Source organism: Nitrospirillum amazonense, from assembly GCF_007828045.1.
In the GTDB taxonomy this organism is placed as follows: Bacteria; Pseudomonadota; Alphaproteobacteria; order Azospirillales; family Azospirillaceae; genus Nitrospirillum; species Nitrospirillum amazonense_C.
The window spans coordinates 26,467-41,942 of sequence record NZ_VITN01000001.1 but is presented as its reverse complement, the minus strand read 5'-3'; the positions used below and the strand labels follow the sequence as shown (position 1 = coordinate 41,942).

Annotated in this window: 13 protein-coding genes and 1 pseudogene; 10 read left to right on the top strand and 4 right to left on the bottom strand. The window is 68.6% G+C overall.

Annotated features, from left to right (window positions below; translation table 11 throughout):
* The first annotated feature begins 25 nt into the window (after positions 1 to 25).
* The gene (locus FBZ89_RS00165; protein WP_145748027.1) at positions 26 to 1,075 is read left to right on the top strand and encodes a hypothetical protein; all 1,050 of its coding nucleotides are present in this window, start codon (positions 26 to 28) and stop codon (positions 1,073 to 1,075) included.
* Positions 1,076 to 1,085: 10 nt separating this feature from the next.
* Here the strand turns inward: FBZ89_RS00165 and FBZ89_RS00160 are convergent, their stop codons facing one another.
* Both FBZ89_RS00160 and FBZ89_RS00155 read right to left on the bottom strand, forming a co-directional pair.
* Complete coding sequence (locus FBZ89_RS00160; RefSeq protein WP_145748026.1) at positions 1,086 to 2,579, bottom strand: HesA/MoeB/ThiF family protein; 1,494 nt, start codon at positions 2,577 to 2,579, stop codon at positions 1,086 to 1,088.
* Positions 2,572 to 2,865, bottom strand: coding sequence for a multiubiquitin domain-containing protein (locus tag FBZ89_RS00155; RefSeq protein WP_186457105.1), 294 nt, complete (start codon positions 2,863 to 2,865; stop codon positions 2,572 to 2,574). The genes FBZ89_RS00160 and FBZ89_RS00155 overlap by 8 nt, the downstream gene beginning before the upstream one ends.
* A 172-nt stretch (positions 2,866 to 3,037) precedes the next feature.
* Between FBZ89_RS00155 and murA the strand changes: the two are divergent.
* Together murA and FBZ89_RS00145 are read left to right on the top strand one after the other, a co-directional pair.
* Positions 3,038 to 4,289: pseudogene (gene murA / locus FBZ89_RS00150) on the top strand (UDP-N-acetylglucosamine 1-carboxyvinyltransferase).
* Entirely contained in the window at positions 4,289 to 5,152 is an 864-nt protein-coding gene (locus FBZ89_RS00145) for a glucosamine kinase nucleotide-binding domain-containing protein (protein ID WP_145748024.1), read from the top strand. The pseudogene murA and the gene FBZ89_RS00145 overlap by 1 nt, the downstream one beginning before the upstream one ends.
* Here FBZ89_RS00145 and FBZ89_RS00140 read toward each other — a convergent pair.
* Positions 5,149 to 5,994 carry a protein phosphatase 2C domain-containing protein gene (locus FBZ89_RS00140; RefSeq protein WP_145748023.1) on the bottom strand — a complete coding sequence of 282 codons (846 nt, stop codon included), beginning with the start codon at positions 5,992 to 5,994 and terminating at the stop codon, positions 5,149 to 5,151. The genes FBZ89_RS00145 and FBZ89_RS00140 overlap by 4 nt on opposite strands.
* Before the next feature lie 229 nt (positions 5,995 to 6,223).
* Between FBZ89_RS00140 and FBZ89_RS00135 the strand changes: the two genes are divergently transcribed.
* The 4 genes from FBZ89_RS00135 to FBZ89_RS00120 all read left to right on the top strand — a co-directional run bounded on the left by FBZ89_RS00135 (position 6,224) and on the right by FBZ89_RS00120 (position 9,744).
* On the top strand, positions 6,224 to 7,222 hold the full coding sequence (locus tag FBZ89_RS00135; protein WP_145748022.1) for a radical SAM protein: 999 nt from the start codon (positions 6,224 to 6,226) through the stop codon (positions 7,220 to 7,222).
* Positions 7,223 to 7,294: 72 nt separating this feature from the next.
* Positions 7,295 to 8,410 carry an anhydro-N-acetylmuramic acid kinase gene (locus FBZ89_RS00130; RefSeq protein WP_004272037.1) on the top strand — a complete coding sequence of 372 codons (1,116 nt, stop codon included), beginning with the start codon at positions 7,295 to 7,297 and terminating at the stop codon, positions 8,408 to 8,410.
* Positions 8,411 to 8,426: 16 nt separating this feature from the next.
* Positions 8,427 to 8,867 carry a SufE family protein gene (locus FBZ89_RS00125; RefSeq protein ID WP_145748021.1) on the top strand — a complete coding sequence of 147 codons (441 nt, stop codon included), beginning with the start codon at positions 8,427 to 8,429 and terminating at the stop codon, positions 8,865 to 8,867.
* A 34-nt stretch (positions 8,868 to 8,901) separates the two neighbouring features.
* Positions 8,902 to 9,744 (top strand): HesA/MoeB/ThiF family protein, encoded by an 843-nt coding sequence (locus tag FBZ89_RS00120; protein ID WP_145748020.1) that lies wholly within the window; start codon positions 8,902 to 8,904, stop codon positions 9,742 to 9,744.
* Here FBZ89_RS00120 and moaD read toward each other — a convergent pair.
* Positions 9,672 to 9,923, bottom strand: a complete 252-nt coding sequence (gene moaD / locus FBZ89_RS00115) for a molybdopterin converting factor subunit 1 (RefSeq protein ID WP_145748019.1) — start codon at positions 9,921 to 9,923, stop codon at positions 9,672 to 9,674. The two genes, FBZ89_RS00120 and moaD, sit on opposite strands and share 73 nt — an antisense overlap.
* A gap of 94 nt (positions 9,924 to 10,017) precedes the next feature.
* On the opposite strand from moaD, the gene FBZ89_RS00110 reads away from it, so the two are divergent.
* From FBZ89_RS00110 to FBZ89_RS00100, 3 genes are all read left to right on the top strand, one after another.
* Positions 10,018 to 11,208: a CaiB/BaiF CoA transferase family protein gene (locus tag FBZ89_RS00110; RefSeq protein ID WP_145748018.1), complete on the top strand. Its 1,191-nt coding sequence runs from the start codon at positions 10,018 to 10,020 to the stop codon at positions 11,206 to 11,208.
* 29 nt (positions 11,209 to 11,237) lie between these two features.
* Entirely contained in the window at positions 11,238 to 12,476 is a 1,239-nt protein-coding gene (locus FBZ89_RS00105) for a cysteine desulfurase (protein ID WP_145748017.1), read from the top strand.
* 226 nt (positions 12,477 to 12,702) lie between these two features.
* The gene (locus FBZ89_RS00100) at positions 12,703 to 15,435 is read left to right on the top strand and encodes a TonB-dependent receptor plug domain-containing protein (RefSeq protein ID WP_145748016.1); all 2,733 of its coding nucleotides are present in this window, start codon (positions 12,703 to 12,705) and stop codon (positions 15,433 to 15,435) included.
* Positions 15,436 to 15,476: the final 41 nt, after the last annotated feature.

The following is a 15,476-nucleotide window of genomic DNA, read 5'->3' as shown; positions in this document are numbered from 1 at the left end:
TCAGCGATCCGGCGGGGAGGTGAGCATGCCCAACCTTGTCCTCAAGGCCGCCGTGGCCGATTACGGCCAACTGGCCGCGCGTGCCGCCTATCTCGTCTCCCAGGGGCGGCCGGTACGGCTGGAACTGCACACCTTTGGGGAGCGGGACGTGACCTCCGCCGCCGGTCTCACCCTCGCTCGGCAGAATATCGCCCGGTTGCGACAGGAATTTCCGGTGGATGGGCTGATCGTCCACATCCCGCCCCAGTCGGTGCCCCTGGTCACCCGCGTCGGCTTCGATGCCGACCAATGCCGGCATACCCTGGCCTTCGCCGCTGAGATCGGGGCCGAGGCGGTCGTACTGCACCGCTATTTCGACCTGGTCTTCGGCCAGGCCCCGCCCCGCGCCCGCGACCGGGATGAGGCCGCCCAAGGCTTTGAGGCGGCGGTGGGCGACCTGGCGCGCCTGGCGGGCGGCATGCGGCTGCTGGTGGAGAATGTCGGCCACTATTCCCTGCTGCCCCGTGACGGCCGCACCTACATGACCGGGCCGCTGGATCACTTCTTCCCGTGGGAGATCGAGCGCTTCCGTGAGGCGCTGGCCCGCGACGGGCTGACGGGGGTGGAGCCGTTCATCGACGTGGCGCATGCCACCCTGTCCGCCAACCTGTTCAACCGCCGCCGCGCCCAGCCGCGCCTGGCCGACGGCGACGCCCGTTTCGGCTGGATCACGGCCGATGACCTGGACCGGGCGGCCTGGCTGGATCCCTTCGATTTCGTGGATGAGCGGATGAGCTATCTGCACGTCTCCGACGCCATCCGCCTGGATGAACGCGCCTGCGCGGATCCGGGCCTGGATGCGGCCACCCTGGTGCAGGCCATTTCTTCCGAAGGGCTGGAACTGGGTACCGGCAACCTGCCCTTCGCCCACCTGCCGGCCCGCTTCGGCACCGATGGCGATCTGGTGCTGGAGGTGGAGCCGGCGGTGGGGGAGGATCACGTGGCCAATGGCGCGCAACTGCGCTCGCTGGAGGCGCTGTCGGGCCACTTCGTTGGCTGTTCCTGCCACCGCCCGGTGGCCGGCCTGGGATTCTAGAGGCGGCCCCCTACAGCCGGACCGGGGCGGGCCAATGGGCGGGTGGCTGGAACGGCGCCGCGTCGGCCGCCTGGTCGGCATAGCCGCGCGTGGTGGTGCAGCTGCATCCCGGCCGGGGGCGTTGCGGCCGGTCCACGGCGCCCAGGCAGTCCGATACCAGGTCCAGTTGCAGCCGTTCGAAGGTGGGGGAGAAGCGGCCGGTCAGCCAGCCGATGACGAAGCCCGCCGCCAGCGTTCCGGCCGTGGTGGTGATGTAGCCTACGGTATCGATCTGCGGCACGGCGGTCAGGATGGGGTCCGGCCGCTCGCCACGCGCCGCCGCCAGGGCCGCCTGGTCCGCCGGGGCCAGCCGCTCCACCACCGGCAGCATTTCCTGCATCACCCGGGTGGCGGAGATCATGCCGCGGCAACGGGGGCAGGGGTCGGCCGCCAGGAAGCGGACGATCTGCACCAGCTGACCGGTGACGATGCCGTCGCGCCCCTCGATCAGGCCGCCGCAATCCACCGCCGGGATCAGGTAGCGGGTGGCGATGTCGGCCACCGCCATGCGGCTGGAATGCTGGTCGGTGCAGCCCATCAGCACGTCGGCCTGCAGCACGGCGTCCAGCACCTCGGGCTGCGGCAGGCGGCCGTTGATGGCCTCCACCACCGTGCCGGGGGCGTATTCCGCCACCGACCGCCTGGCGATGGTGACCTTGGGCACGCGGTTGGCCACGTCGGCCGGGGTGCTGCCGTGCAGCCGTTCCAGATTGGATTCCGAGGCGTGGTCGCTGTCGATGATGATCAGGCGGCCCACACCCGCCCGCGCCAGAATGGGAATGGCGGCGGAGCCGGTGCCGCCGGCGCCGATAAGGGCGACGGTGGAGCGTTGCAGACGCTGGTACGCCTCCCGCCCGAAGGCGCTGGTCAGGCGGGCCACCCGCTCCGGCGGGATGGGCGGCTCCGGCGGTGGTTCGCCTTGCGGCCAGGCGATCACGGTGGGGTCGCGCTCCGCCGCCACGCGGCCGATCTCATACCAGGCGCCGTCGTGGAAGATGCGGCCGGAAATGGCGGTGTCGTTGCCGGTCTTGGCGACGATCAGGCTGATGAAGGGGCGGCCGGGGACCAGGTCGGCGAAATAGCCGGCCATGTACCGGTCCATCTCGTCGTCCATGGCGCTGGGCTTGGGCGCCACGCCGGCGGGGTGGGCGTGGATGAAGCCGACGGCCAGGGGTTGGCCTTCCGCCGCCAGGGCGGCGCGGCGCAGGGCGTTGGCCGTGATCTTGATCTGCGCCCCGCCGCCCTCGATATCGCCGGGCTGTGGCGGATCGATGGTGGCCAGGGTTATGGCCAGATGCGTGCCTGTCACCCGCCAGCCGAAACGGGCGAAACAGCCGTCCTCCCGATCCGGCTGGCCGGCGAACACGGTGGCGAACAGCGCCTCCTTCTCCGGCGAGGCCAGGCGCAGCAAGCCCGTGGGCGTGGCGCGGTAGAGCTTCCCGTTCGGGGAGAGTTGCTCAGCCATGCCCACCCATCACGAACTGGCGGGTGACCAGGAAGGTGTCGCCCGGGTGGACATCCAGGGTGTCGGCCAGGGACAGGGCCACCCACTCGCCGGAGGGGCCACCGCGCTCGACCACGGCGTTGTCCGCCGGCACGCCCAGCAGGGCGGCGATGTCGGCGGCCGTCACCATCTGGTTGCCGATGGCGAAGCGGCGGCGGTTGACGAAGATTTCGCAGGTGGCGCCGGCGGAGTGGACATCCACGGCATGGGCCGGGCCGGCTTGATCGGGGGCCTGATCTGAGGTCAAGCTTGGATGGATCGGTGCAGCAGGCATCGCGGTTGGACTTCTGCTCGGTCGATTGGGATCGGTGCCAAGGCTAACAGTATAAAACCAGTTTGTCACCACTTGGCGAACTGGCATGATGAACGTAACAGGTGCGGCGCCAGACTTGGTACAGGGCTAGAATGCGGAAAACCTCATGGATCGCTTGATCATCCACGGCGGGCGGCGGCTGGCCGGCACGGTGGACATCGCCGGCGCCAAGAACGCGGCGCTGCCCCTGGTCGCCGCCAGCCTGCTGAGCGACCGGCCGGTGACGCTGGCCAACCTGCCGGCCATCACCGATGTGGAAACCATGCTGGCGCTGGCGCGCGGCTATGGCGTGCGGGCAGGCGCACCAGGTGACGCTGGACGCCGCCACCGCCGTGAACGCCGAGGCGCACTACGACACCGTGCGCCGCGCCCGGGCGACGGCCCTGGTGCTGGGCCCCCTGCTGGGCCGCTTCGGGCACGCCCGTGTCTCATTGCCCGGCGGCTGCGCCATCGGCGCCCGGCCCATCGACCTGCACCTCAAGGCGCTGACCGCCCTGGGTGCGGAGGTGGCGGTGGATGGCGGCTATGTCACCGCCCGGGCACCGCAGGGTGGCCTCACCGGCGCCCGCGTCGTCCTGACCCTGCCCTCGGTGGGCGCCACGGAGACGGCGCTGATGGCCGCCGTGACGGCGCGGGGGGAGACGGAAATCCTGAACGCCGCGCGCGAGCCGGAGGTGGCGGACCTGGCCGCCTGCCTGGTGGCCATGGGCGCGCATATCGAGGGTGCTGGCACGCAGCGCCTTCTGGTGCAGGGGCCGGCCAGCTTCCGCCCGGCGACGCACACGCTCATTCCCGACCGTATCGAAGCCGGCACCTATGCCGTGGCCGCCGCCATCACCGGCGGCCGGCTGGAACTGATCGGTGCCCGTCTGGAACACCTGGCGGTGCAATGCCAGATCCTGGAGCGGGCGGGGGTCAGTGTCTATCCCACCGACCGGGGCCTGATGGTGGAACGGGCGGGGCATCTGCGCGCCACCGACGTTTCGACTGAGCCCTATCCCGGCTTCCCCACCGACCTGCAGGCCCAATTCATGGCCCTGATGTCGGTGGCCGAAGGGGCAGCCATGATTCGCGAGACCATCTTCGAGAACCGCTTCATGCACGTGCCGGAACTGGCCCGCTTGGGCGCCGACCTCACCCTGCGTGGCACATCCGTGCTGGTGCGCGGGGTGCCGCGGCTGCGCGGTGCGCCCGTCATGGCGACGGACCTGCGCGCCTCCGTCTGTCTCATCCTGGCCGGGCTGGTGGCGGAGGGGGAGACGGTGGTGAACCGCGTCTATCACCTGGACCGGGGCTATGAGGATTTGGCGCGCAAGCTGGTGCGCTGCGGCGCCGATATCGAGCGGGTGCCCGGCTGATGGACGGCGCGCTGTACCTGGGCGTGGACGGCGGCGGCACCGGCTGCCGCGCGCGGCTGGAGGATGCGGCCGGCACCGTCCTGGGGCAGGGCATCGCCGGCCCCGCCGCCACCCGTTTCGGCATCGAGGCGTCGTGGCAGGCCATCGAGACGGCGGCCCGCCACGCCATCGCGGAGGCCGGGCTGGACGCGGCGCAGGTGGGCTGCATCCGCGCCGGGGTGGGCGTGGCCGGCATCGGCCGCAAGGGCGCCCGCGCGGCGCTGGAGGCCATCCGCCACCCCTATGCCAGCATCGCCTTCACCAGCGACGCCATGATCGCCTGCCTGGGCGCGCACGGCGGCCGGGATGGCGGCATCGTCATCGTCGGCACCGGCACCTGCGCCATCGGCCGTATCGGCGGGCGGGAGATGAAGTTCGGCGGCTATGGCTTCCCCATCTCCGACGAGGGCAGCGGCGCCTATCTGGGCCTGAGGGCCCTGCAGCACAGCCTGCGCGCCCATGACGGGCGCGAGGGCGGCAGCGTCCTCACGCGGGAGCTGATGGCCCGCTTCCAGGACGACCCGGCGGAGGTGGTGCTGTGGATGGACCGGTCGACGGCCACGGACTACGCCACCTTCGCCCCCCTCGTGCTGCGCCAGGCCGACCAGGGCGACGCCGTGGCCCGCCAGGTGGTGCAGGATGGGGCGGAGCATGTGAACGGCCTGGTGCGGGCGCTGCTGGCCGAAGGGGCGCCGCGCGTCAGCCTGATCGGCGGACTGGCCAGCGCCATGGAGGCCTGGCTGGCCCCCGACGTGCGCCGCCGCCTGTCCCCCACCCTGGGCGATGCCGTGACAGGCGCCCTGGCGCTGGCTGGCAGGCGTTAAACCGGACGTACCAGGATGAAGCTGGCGTCGTCCGATCGCTTCAGCCGCAGATGGCCGTGGTGAGGATCGTCCGTCGCTTCGATGTGTCGTAGCTCCCGCAGGGCCGCCTCCGCCTCTGCCTGGTCTTCCAGGGCCAGGAAGTCCTCAGGCGCCCGGCGGCCGAACAGGTCGATCAGGCGCAGGAAGCCGTCGCTGCATAGGGCCACAGGTCCCCCGTCCGCCGGGATCGTCGCGCGGTCGACATGGGCCAGCGCCGCGGTGTCGGTGCTCAGCACCCAATAGCCGCCATCGACGTTCATGCACCGGCGGTTGGCGCGCAACTGGTCCACCACCCGATTCCACAGGCCCGCCGGCGTCAGGTCGGGCGTCTCCTCCAAAGCCTGTCGCGCGGCCCTCAAGGTGCGTTCCTCGAAGACGGGGATGCTGGAGGCGCCGAAGATGCAGGCCTGGCCGTCCTCGGCGCGGTGGATGATCTGGCAGTCACCCAGGGTGGTCATCTCCAGCCGCTCCCCCAATCGCCGCAGCAGGGCGAAGGCGGCGGACGGCCGCTCGTGCCGCGCCCGGGGAACATCGCGCGTCGCCTGGGTGAAGGCCTGGGCGCAATCCTCCACCACCCGGCGCAGCACGGCATCGGTGGGCAGGTGGCCGCTGTCGGGAAGGATGCGGCGCAGGGCCTGGTCCACGGCGCGGGCGAACCAGGCGGCATCGCTCAAGCCATCGATGGTGGCGCCGCTGACGCCCGTGGCCCCGTCGATGACCCAAGCCCAATCGCCGTGATGGCCGGCCGCGTCCTCGTTGGGCGCGGTGCCGCCGGCATCCGAAATCAACGCGCAGACCTGCATCAACCGTTCGTCCTCCTTGCCCGTGGCGGCTTGGTCTCGCGTCCCAGCCCGCCCGTTTTTCGCGATCCGGGCCAGTCTCTTCGCCGCCTTAAATCTTTTCCACCCATACCGTGTGAATTTAGTGATGTCTTTATGGTATTAATCTGGTACACATCTGGGCACGACATCCTTCCCGCCGGGGGCTCAACGGGCCGCCCCTGTATGACAATAAAACGGTCGGAGGTGTACGTTGTTTAAACCACTGCATGACCAGTCTGGCCAAATACATCCAATATGGCTGTGGTTGGATCCGACGACCCGGTGCAATTTGTCCTGTCGTCTTTGCTATACGAAGCAGAGTCATGGGAAATTGGATCTGGAACCTGATGATCTTGAGAAAGTACTGATAAAATTGGCCACATCATCGGCGATGGAGGTCAAGGGAATACACCTAAATTGGCGCGGTGAGCCCTTGATGAATCCCTACTTCGCTGAATTGTTGGCCATCACGCGGCGGCTTTTGCCCCACTCCCCCCTCCAATGGCATACAAATGGTACGCTGCTGACGCCCAAACGGGTTAAGGAAGTTCTGGCGGTGCCTTACTCCCACACCATTTACGTGTCCATCGATGGCGGCAACCAGGCCAGCCATGATTTGAACCGGGGTGAGGGCTCATTTCAGAAGACCATGCGCGGCCTGCGGACCTTGCTGGATTTGCGCGGCCGGGACCATGGCCATGTCCGCGTGGGGGTGTACCAGATCGACCTCAATGAACCGCTTGAGGACTATGATCCGGAGTTCCTGGAGCTGGTGGCGCGGGTGGACAACCACGTCAAGGTCACGCCCCTGCTGCCGGGTGGCGCCCACCACAAGATCCGGGAGCTGGACGACCTGGAAAGTGACGAAGCGCTGCACCGGCGCATGTCGCAGGACATCAACCCGTCCCTACCCGTGCCCACCGGCGCCTGCTTCTGGGCCGGCCACACCCTGTGCATGGCCCCGGATGGCGAGACGTCGATCTGCGTGATCAGCCATGGCGCCCAGGGTGTCGTCGGCAACCTGATGACGGAGACGGCGGAAACCGTGGTGGGCCGCGCCGTCGACTTCCGCCGCCGCATGGCGGAGGATGGGCGGCAATCCATCCTGCTCTGCGCCGGCTGCCGCAAGCCCGAGGGCGAGATCCACGCCAAGCATACCGCCGCGTTGCGGCGCGCGGACGGGCGCGAGCCTGCCCGCCAATACGCCTGACGCCGGGATGATGCGCCGGCGTGATACAGTGAAGAACCTTTGGGAACTCAGGGAGACTGATGAATGCAACCGATGTGGGCCATCGGCCTGATGACGGGCACAGTGCTGGACGGGATGATCGATATCGCGTGCATCCGCACGGATGGCGTCCATGTGTTCGACTTTGGTCCTTGGAAATTGGCCCCCTATCCGACGGACCTGCGCGGCCTCTTGGGGGAGGCGGTGGCCCAGGCGCTCACCTGGCGCTTCGAGGGCGCGGAGCCCCCGATTTTCGCTGAGGCGGAACGGGCCCTGTCCCGCGCCCAGGCCGAGGCGGTGGCCCAGTTCCTGGCTGAGAACGGCATGCGGCCGGACGAGGTGGCGGCCGTTGGCTTCCATGGCCAGACGGTGCTGCACCGCGCGCCGGTTCCCGGCCGCTTCGGTGACACCCGCCAGTTGGGCGACGGCCAGCTGATGGCCGACATCCTGGGTATCGACGTTGTCTATGACTTCCGCACCGCCGACATGCGCGCGGGCGGCCACGGCGCGCCCCTGTCCGCCAGCTATCACGCCGCGCTGCTGAAGCGCGTCCACGCCGGGCCTGAGGTCGCGGCCCTGAACCTGGGCGGCGTGGGCAACGTCACCTGGTGGGATGGTAAGGACCATTTCGAGGCCTTCGACACCGGCCCGGCCAATGGCCCCATCAATGACTGGATCATGCGCCACGGGGCTGGGGAGATGGATGTGGACGGCGCCATCGCCCGGCGCGGCCGGGTGGATGAGGCGCGGCTGGCGCGCCTGCTGGACCATCCCTACCTGTCGGCAGCATACCCGAAGTCGCTGGACCGCTACGACTTCACCGCCGACATGGCCGACGGCCTGTCGCTGGAGGATGGTGCCGCCACCCTGACCGCCTTCACGGCGGGCACGGTCGGGCGCTCGCTGGACCTGCTGCCCACACGCCCGACCAAGCTGATCGTCTGTGGCGGTGGCCGCAAGAACCCGGCTATCATGGCCGCCCTGGGCGAGCGCGCCAAGGTCGAGGCCGTGCCGGCCGAGGCGGTGGACTGGCGTGGCGACGCGGTGGAGGCGGAGTGTTTCGCCTATCTCGCCGCCCGCGTGCTGGCCGGCCTGCCCATCAGCTTCCCCAAGACCACGGGGGTGAAGGCGCCCATGACCGGCGGCATCGTGGCGCGGCACAAGCGCTGAGGGCGGGGGCGGACCCATGACCGACCTGGCCGAACCCACCGTCTCCACCGTCGCGGACATCGACGCCGCCGCCGCGGCGCTGGAGGCGGAGTTCGCCGGGCTGGACGATTGGTCCGCCCGCCTGAAGCACCTGATGGACCTGGGCCGCGCCCTGGACGGCATCCCGCCGGACCAGCGGCGGGACCAGGATCAGGTGACCGGCTGCCAGTCGCAGCTGTGGCTGGTGATCGAGCGGACGCCGACGGCCCTGCGCATCCGGGCGGAGTCCGACGCCCTGATCATGCGGGGCCTGCTGGCCCTGGTGCTGCGGCTGTACGACGGGCGGCCGCCTGCCGCGATCCTGGCCCACAGCCCGGCGGTGCTGGACCGGCTGGCCGTGGGCCGCAACCTGGCGCCCAGCCGGGCCAACGGCGTGCATCTGATCGTGAAGCGCATCCGTGAGGCCGCCGCGGCCTGAGTGACGAAGAAAACCGGAACAGGAGGCCTGGGTGATGTCGACCGTTCCTGATGAGGCCAGTTTCTACCGGCGCCAGGTGGTTCTGCCGGAGATCGGCGCCCCCGGCCAAGCCCGGCTGAAGGCCGCGCGCGTGCTGGTCATCGGCGCCGGCGGCCTGGGCTCCCCCCTGCTGATGTACCTGGCTGGGGCAGGGGTGGGCACGCTGGGCTTCGCCGATTTCGACTGTGTCGAGCCATCCAACCTACACCGCCAGATTTTGCACGGCATCGACCGGCTGGACATGCCCAAGGTGCGGAGCGCCGCCCTCACGCTGGCCCGCATCAACCCGCATGTGCGGCTGGTGGAACACGCGGTGCCGGTGAACGCGGAGAACGCGGACGCCCTGGTGGCCGATTACGACATCGTGGCCGATGGCTGCGACAACTTCGCCACCCGCGACGCGGTGCATGCCGCCTGCCGCCGGGCCGGGATCGTCCTGGTCAGCGCCGCCGTGCAACTGGCCGACGGCATCCTGACCACCTTCAAATCCCATTTGGGGGGCTCGCACCCCTGCTTCCGCTGCCTCTATCCCGAGGTGCCGGCGCTGGCGCCCAGCTGTTCGGAGATCGGCGTGCTGGGCCCGGCAGTGGGCGTCATGGGCGCCCTGCAGGCCATCGAGGTGATCAAGGAGATTCTGGGCGTGGCGCCCAGCCTGTCCGGCACGCTGGCGATGTACGACGCCTGGAGCTGCGAGATGACCAAGGTGGAGCTGCCCCGGCGGGAGAACTGTCCCTGCTGCGGGGCGGCCCAGGAAGGAAAAGCCGGTCAGCCGCCGGTGACGGGTGGGAACAGGACCACCTCGTCCGTCGCCGTCAGCGGGTGCGATTTCTCGACATAGCGGCGGTTGACGGTGTAGCGCAGGCTGCCCTGCGCGGTCGCGATTTCGGCCAAGGCCGGATGCCGCGATGACAGGTAATCGATCAAGTCGTTCACCGTGTCACAGTTCTGCGGTAAGTCTATCTGTTCCGATGCGGTGCCGGTCTTGGCCCGAAGCCAGGAAAAATAAGCGATGCGCATGGCTGCCTCCTGTTTCGGATACCATCGCTCATCGGGATGATGATTTCAATAACCTATCGTGTCTGGTCGTTCTATAGAAAAAGGCGAGGGGACTATGCTGGGATCACTTGACGGTATTCGCGTCCTTGACATGACGCGATACATCGCCGGTCCGTTCTGCGGCCAGCTGATGGGCGATCTGGGCGCCGACGTGGTGAAGGTGGAACGCATCGACGGGGGCGAGGACGGCCGCCGTGTGGGGGAGGCGGTGGCCGGCGACACCCTGTTCTTCCTGTCCGCCAACCGCAACAAGCGCGGCTTCGCCGTCGATTTCCGCGACCCCGACGGCCAGGCGCTGATCCGCCGCCTGGCGGCCAAGGCCGACATCCTGATCGAGAATTTCCGCCCAGGCACGCTGGAGGGCATGGGCCTGGGCTGGGACGTGCTGAGCGAGGCCAACCCCGGCCTGATCCTGGTGCGGGTCACCGGCTTCGGGCAGAAGGGGCCGCTGGCCCAGCATCCCTGCTTCGACGGCGCCGCCCAGGCCATCAGCGGCATCATGAGCATGACCGGCGCCCATGACGGCCCGCCCACCATGTCCGGTGTCTTCGTCTGTGATTACACCACCGCCCTCTACGCCACCATCGGCGCCCTGGCCGCCCTGCAGGCGCGGGGGAAGACGGGACGGGGCCAGGTGGTGGAGGCGACGTTGATGGACAGCGGGATGGCGCTGATGACCACGGCCATCCCGGAATACCTGCTGAACGGGGCGGAGCCGCCGCGCCTGGGCAACCGCGACCGCTACCTGTCGCCCTCGCACTGCTTCCGCGCCCGCGATGGTGTCTGGATTTACGTCGTGGCCGGCAACGACGCCCACTTCCCCCGCTTCGCCAATGCCATGGGCATGCCGGGCTTGGTTCAGGACCCGCGCTTTTCCACCTTCGTGGCGCGGAACGCCAACGTCGGCCTGCTGGAAAGCATCATCAACGAATGGGCGCTGACCCTGGACGGCGAGACTATTCTGGCCCGCCTGCATGAGGCCGAGGTGCCGTGCGAACGGGTGGCGACCATCGCCGACGTCGTCACCAATCCCCAGGTGGTGGCGCGCGAACAGATCATCGACGTGCCCCATCCCATCCTGGGCTCCGTCCCCTTCCAGGCACCGGCCGTGCGCCTGTGGGACACGCCCACCAGTGTGCGCCACGGCGCCCCGGCCATCGGTGAGCACAGCGGCGACATTCTGCGCGAATGGCTGGGCGCCGACGACGCGGAGGTCGAGCGGCTGCGCGACCAGGGCACCATCTGAACGGCCGGGGCCAGGGAAGGGAGGCGGTGATGGACGGAACCGCGACGACCGCATATGACGTCGACCGCCTGCGCGCCGACTTCCCCATCCTGGCGCTGGAGATCGACGGCGGGCCGCTGGTCTACCTGGATAACGCCGCCTCGGCGCAGAAGCCGCGCGCGGTGGTGGACCGCATGACCCAGGCCATCTACGCCGAATACGCCAATGTTCATCGCGGGTCCCACACCCTGGCCAACCGGGCGACGGACGGGTTCGAGCGGGCGCGGGAAAGCGTCCGCGCCTTCCTGAACGCGGAAAGCGCGGAGGAGATCGTCTTCACCAAGTCGGCGACGGAGGCCATCAACCTGGTGGCCCACGCCTTTGGCGAGGCCCTCATCCAGCCGGGCGACGAAATCGTGCTCTCGGTCATGGAGCATCACGCCAACATCATCCCCTGGCATTTCCTGCGTGAGCGTCATGGCGCCGTGCTGAAATGGGTGGATGTGGATGAGGAGGGCGGCCTGGCGCTGGACGCGGTGGAGCGTGCGCTGACGCCCCGGACGCGGCTGGTCGCCATCACCCACATGTCCAACGTCCTGGGCACGGTGACGCCGCTGCGCGACATCGTGCGCCTGGCCCACGGCCGGGGAATTCCCGTGCTGGCCGATGGTACGCAAGGGGCCGTCCACCTGGGCGCGGATGTGCGCGACCTGGATGTCGATTTCTATGTCCTGACGGGTCACAAGCTCTATGGCCCCACCGGCGTCGGCGCCCTCTACGGCAAGGCGGCGTGGCTGCGGCGGTTGCCGCCCGTGCTGGGCGGGGGCGAGATGGTGCGCCAGGTGACGCGCGACACCGTCACCTATGCCGACCCACCCCACCGGTTCGAGGCCGGTACCCCGCCCATCGTCGAGGCCATCGGCTTGGGCGCCGCCCTGGACTACCTGCGCGGCGTGGGTCCCGCCGCCATCGCCGCGCATGAGGCGGGGCTGCTGGCCTACGCGCAGCGGCGCCTGGCCGCCATCCCCTCGCTGCGTCTGATCGGCACGGCGGCGGGGAAGGGGCCCATCCTGGCCTTCACCCTGGGCGGCGCCCATCCCCTGGATGTCGCCACCATCCTGGATGGCTTCGGCGTTGCCGTGCGCGCCGGCACCCATTGCGCCCAGCCGCTGCTGGCCCGCTTCGGCGTCACCGCGACCTGCCGCGCCTCCTTCGCGCTGTACAACACGCCCGCCGAGATCGACCGCCTTGCCGACGCCCTGCTGGCCGCGCGGGACATGCTGGGTTGACTGGTCTTAGGGCGCCGGCGTCGATGTAGACCAATAGAGTCCACCCCTTTGTTGGCAACTCTCCCCGCCGACGCAGATCTATCCGGAATCTCATCGATTTATTGCTGGCACGGTCGCGAATCTGCAACGAAGCGCTTGACGCAAATTGGCTTCGATTGGTATTAATATGCCAGAGATATGCCGCAAAGTGGTATGTCCACGATCAAAAAACAGGGGGGCTTGGAGCATGCGGAACAAACATTGGCGTGCCGCGCTGGCGGCACCGTTGCTTTTCCTGCCGGCGCTGGCCGGCAACGCCTACGCGCAAACCACCGCCACGACTGGTGCCGAGCCGGCGGATTCCGGTCTGGAAGAAATCGTGGTGACGGGCACGCGCATTCCCCGGCCCAGCCTGACGGCGGCCAGCCCGGTGGCCTCGACCTCGTCCGAGGACATTCGCCTGCAGCAGGCGCTGACCGTGCAGGATTTCTCGACCAAGCTGCCACAGCTGGCGGGTGGCGTGCGCGCCTCCTCCCAGGGCAGCGACGCCTTCGGCGCCCAGGTTTTCGACCTGCGCAACTTCGGCCAAAGCCGGTCGCTGGTGCTGATCGACGGCACTCGGGCGACCCCGTTCAGCTTTCGCAATTCCGTCGATGTCGGCAGCATTCCGGTGGCGCTGATCAAGCGGGTGGACGTGCTGACGGGCGGGGCGGCGGCGGTCTACGGCGCCGACGCCGTGGCCGGCGTGGTGAACTTCATCCTGGACCGCGATTTCGAGGGTATCGAGGGCACGGTCACCGACCGCAGCGCCCAGCATGGCGGCTCCGAATACGGTGCCGACCTGACCTTCGGCGGCAACATCAACAACGGCCGCGGCCATGTCGTCGTCGCCCTGAACTACACCAAGCGGGATGAGGTGGATTCCGGCTCGCGCAAATGGGCGCTGACCCCCGCCAGCACCATCCCCAGCGTGGGCGGTGTCTTCACCGACGTGGCCAGCGGGCGCAAGTTCGGCTTCGACAGTGGCGGGCAGTTCACCACCAGCCCCTCGGCGACCTCCAACATCAGCAGCGAATACCCGCTGATCGAGCCGCTGAACCGCTACAACGCCACCGCCCTCTATCACTATGACCTGTTCGACAACGTCGAACTCTACGGCCGTGCCATGTACACCCGCGCGAAGACGGAGGAGTCGGGCACGCCCGGCCCCAATCCGCCATCCATCGACCAGGTCGTTTCCATCAGCCAGAACAACCCGTTCCTGACGCCGCAGATCGCCAACCAGCTGACCTTCGTCAACGGCACGGCGCAGATGCGCATCACCCGGTCGCTGGCCGAGCTGGGCTTGATCACCTATCACACCGATCGCGAGACGGAGCAGATCCAGACCGGCCTGCGCGGCGATATCACCAAGAACATCAAATGGGACGCCTATGTGCAGTACGGCCGTTCCACCGAGGATTCGCCCATCACCGGCGACGGCCTGGTCACCAGCGCCGCCGGCGTGAACAACGTCGCCTCGCTGGCCAACACCATCGATTTCTTCGGTCCCAACCAGTCCAGCGTGAAGCAGCTGGGCCTGACCTTCGACGCCTTCCACCGCACCCGCGAGCAGTTGATCGGCTCGGGCGTGTTGAGCGGCACCTCGGCCGACCTGTTCTCCCTGCCGGCGGGACCGGTGGGCTTCTCACTGGGCTATGAGTACCGCAACGAGACCGGCAACTACACGCAGGATTCCGCCCTGCTGACGGGCAACACCTTCCGCCAGGGTGTGCAGGCCGCCTACAGCGGCAGCTTTGATGTGAAGGAAATCTACGGCGAATTGCTGGTGCCGGTCCTGAAGGACCTGCCGCTGATCAAGGGCTTCGACATCGGCGGCGCCTACCGCTACTCTGAATACTCGCTGTGGGGGGCCGACGGCACGCCCAAGGGCGAATTCACCTGGACGGTGGATGACAACATCCGCTTCCGCGGCACCATGCAGCGCGTCATCCGCACGCCGAACTTCAGCGAATACGCGGCCGCCACCTCGTCCCTGCCGTTCAACAACCTGGTGACGGTGGCCCGCCTGGCGCCGCGCTACGCCGGCGACCCCTGCGTGCTGGGCACCGGCAACGCCGCCCAGTGCGCCCGCTTCGGCGCGCCGGCGGTGGGCTCCACCAATTCCTTCGCGCCGTCCTACCTTGAGGGCCAGTACTTCTACGGCGGCAACGCCAATATCCAGCCGGAAACCGGCCAGACCAAGACGATCGGGGCGGTCATCACCCCCACCTTCATCCCCCACCTGAACATCACGGTCGACTATTACCAGCTGAACCTGACCGGGGCGATCGGCGTCATCCAGCCGGTCAACGCCCTGACCAGCTGCTACATCACCAACCCCACCGCCAACAACCCGCTGTGCAAGCTGGTGTCGCGCAACCCGACCAACGGCCACCTGGCGAACGCCTACGTCAACAACCAGAACCTGGGCCTGCTGGACCAGAAGGGTTTCGACATCGGCATGACCTACTTCGTGCAGCCGGACTGGCTGCCCGGCGCGGGCCTGCAGTTCGCCTACCAGGCCAACATCGTCTCAACCTACCTGTTCCAACCCAACGCCGCCGTGGCCACCCTGGAATGCGCCGGCACCTACGGCGCCACCTGCTCCAGCGACGGCACCACGCTGGTGCAGCCGGACTACCGCCACAACGCCAGCGTCAGCTGGCTGTTCGATGACGCCATGGTGCGCCTGGCCTGGACGCGCATCGGCTCGGTGCGCAACAGCGCCCCGGGGCAGAACGGCACCATCGCGGCGCAGAACTATTTCGACCTGACCGGTTCGTACAAGCTGACCCGGGACATCTCGGTGTCCGGCGGCATCCAGAACATCCTGGACAAGGACCCGCCCTTCGTTGCCGGCGGCGTGTTCAACACCTTCCCCGACACCTACAATGTCGAGGGCCGCGTGTTCTCTATCGCGCTGACGTTCCGTCAGTAAGGGGAAGTTGGCGGGCATCGCCATCTGGCGGTGCCCGCCGG

Coding starts and splice junctions, on each gene's coding strand:
- FBZ89_RS00165 (WP_145748027.1), top strand. CDS start 26: ATGCCCAACCTTGTCCTCAAGGCCGCCGTGGCCGATTACGGCCAACTG.
- FBZ89_RS00160 (WP_145748026.1), bottom strand. CDS start 2,579: ATGGCTGAGCAACTCTCCCCGAACGGGAAGCTCTACCGCGCCACGCCC.
- FBZ89_RS00145 (WP_145748024.1), top strand. CDS start 4,289: ATGGACGGCGCGCTGTACCTGGGCGTGGACGGCGGCGGCACCGGCTGC.
- FBZ89_RS00140 (WP_145748023.1), bottom strand. CDS start 5,994: ATGCAGGTCTGCGCGTTGATTTCGGATGCCGGCGGCACCGCGCCCAAC.
- FBZ89_RS00130 (WP_004272037.1), top strand. CDS start 7,295: ATGTGGGCCATCGGCCTGATGACGGGCACAGTGCTGGACGGGATGATC.
- FBZ89_RS00125 (WP_145748021.1), top strand. CDS start 8,427: ATGACCGACCTGGCCGAACCCACCGTCTCCACCGTCGCGGACATCGAC.
- FBZ89_RS00120 (WP_145748020.1), top strand. CDS start 8,902: ATGTCGACCGTTCCTGATGAGGCCAGTTTCTACCGGCGCCAGGTGGTT.
- moaD (WP_145748019.1), bottom strand. CDS start 9,923: ATGCGCATCGCTTATTTTTCCTGGCTTCGGGCCAAGACCGGCACCGCA.
- FBZ89_RS00110 (WP_145748018.1), top strand. CDS start 10,018: ATGCTGGGATCACTTGACGGTATTCGCGTCCTTGACATGACGCGATAC.
- FBZ89_RS00105 (WP_145748017.1), top strand. CDS start 11,238: ATGGACGGAACCGCGACGACCGCATATGACGTCGACCGCCTGCGCGCC.
- FBZ89_RS00100 (WP_145748016.1), top strand. CDS start 12,703: ATGCGGAACAAACATTGGCGTGCCGCGCTGGCGGCACCGTTGCTTTTC.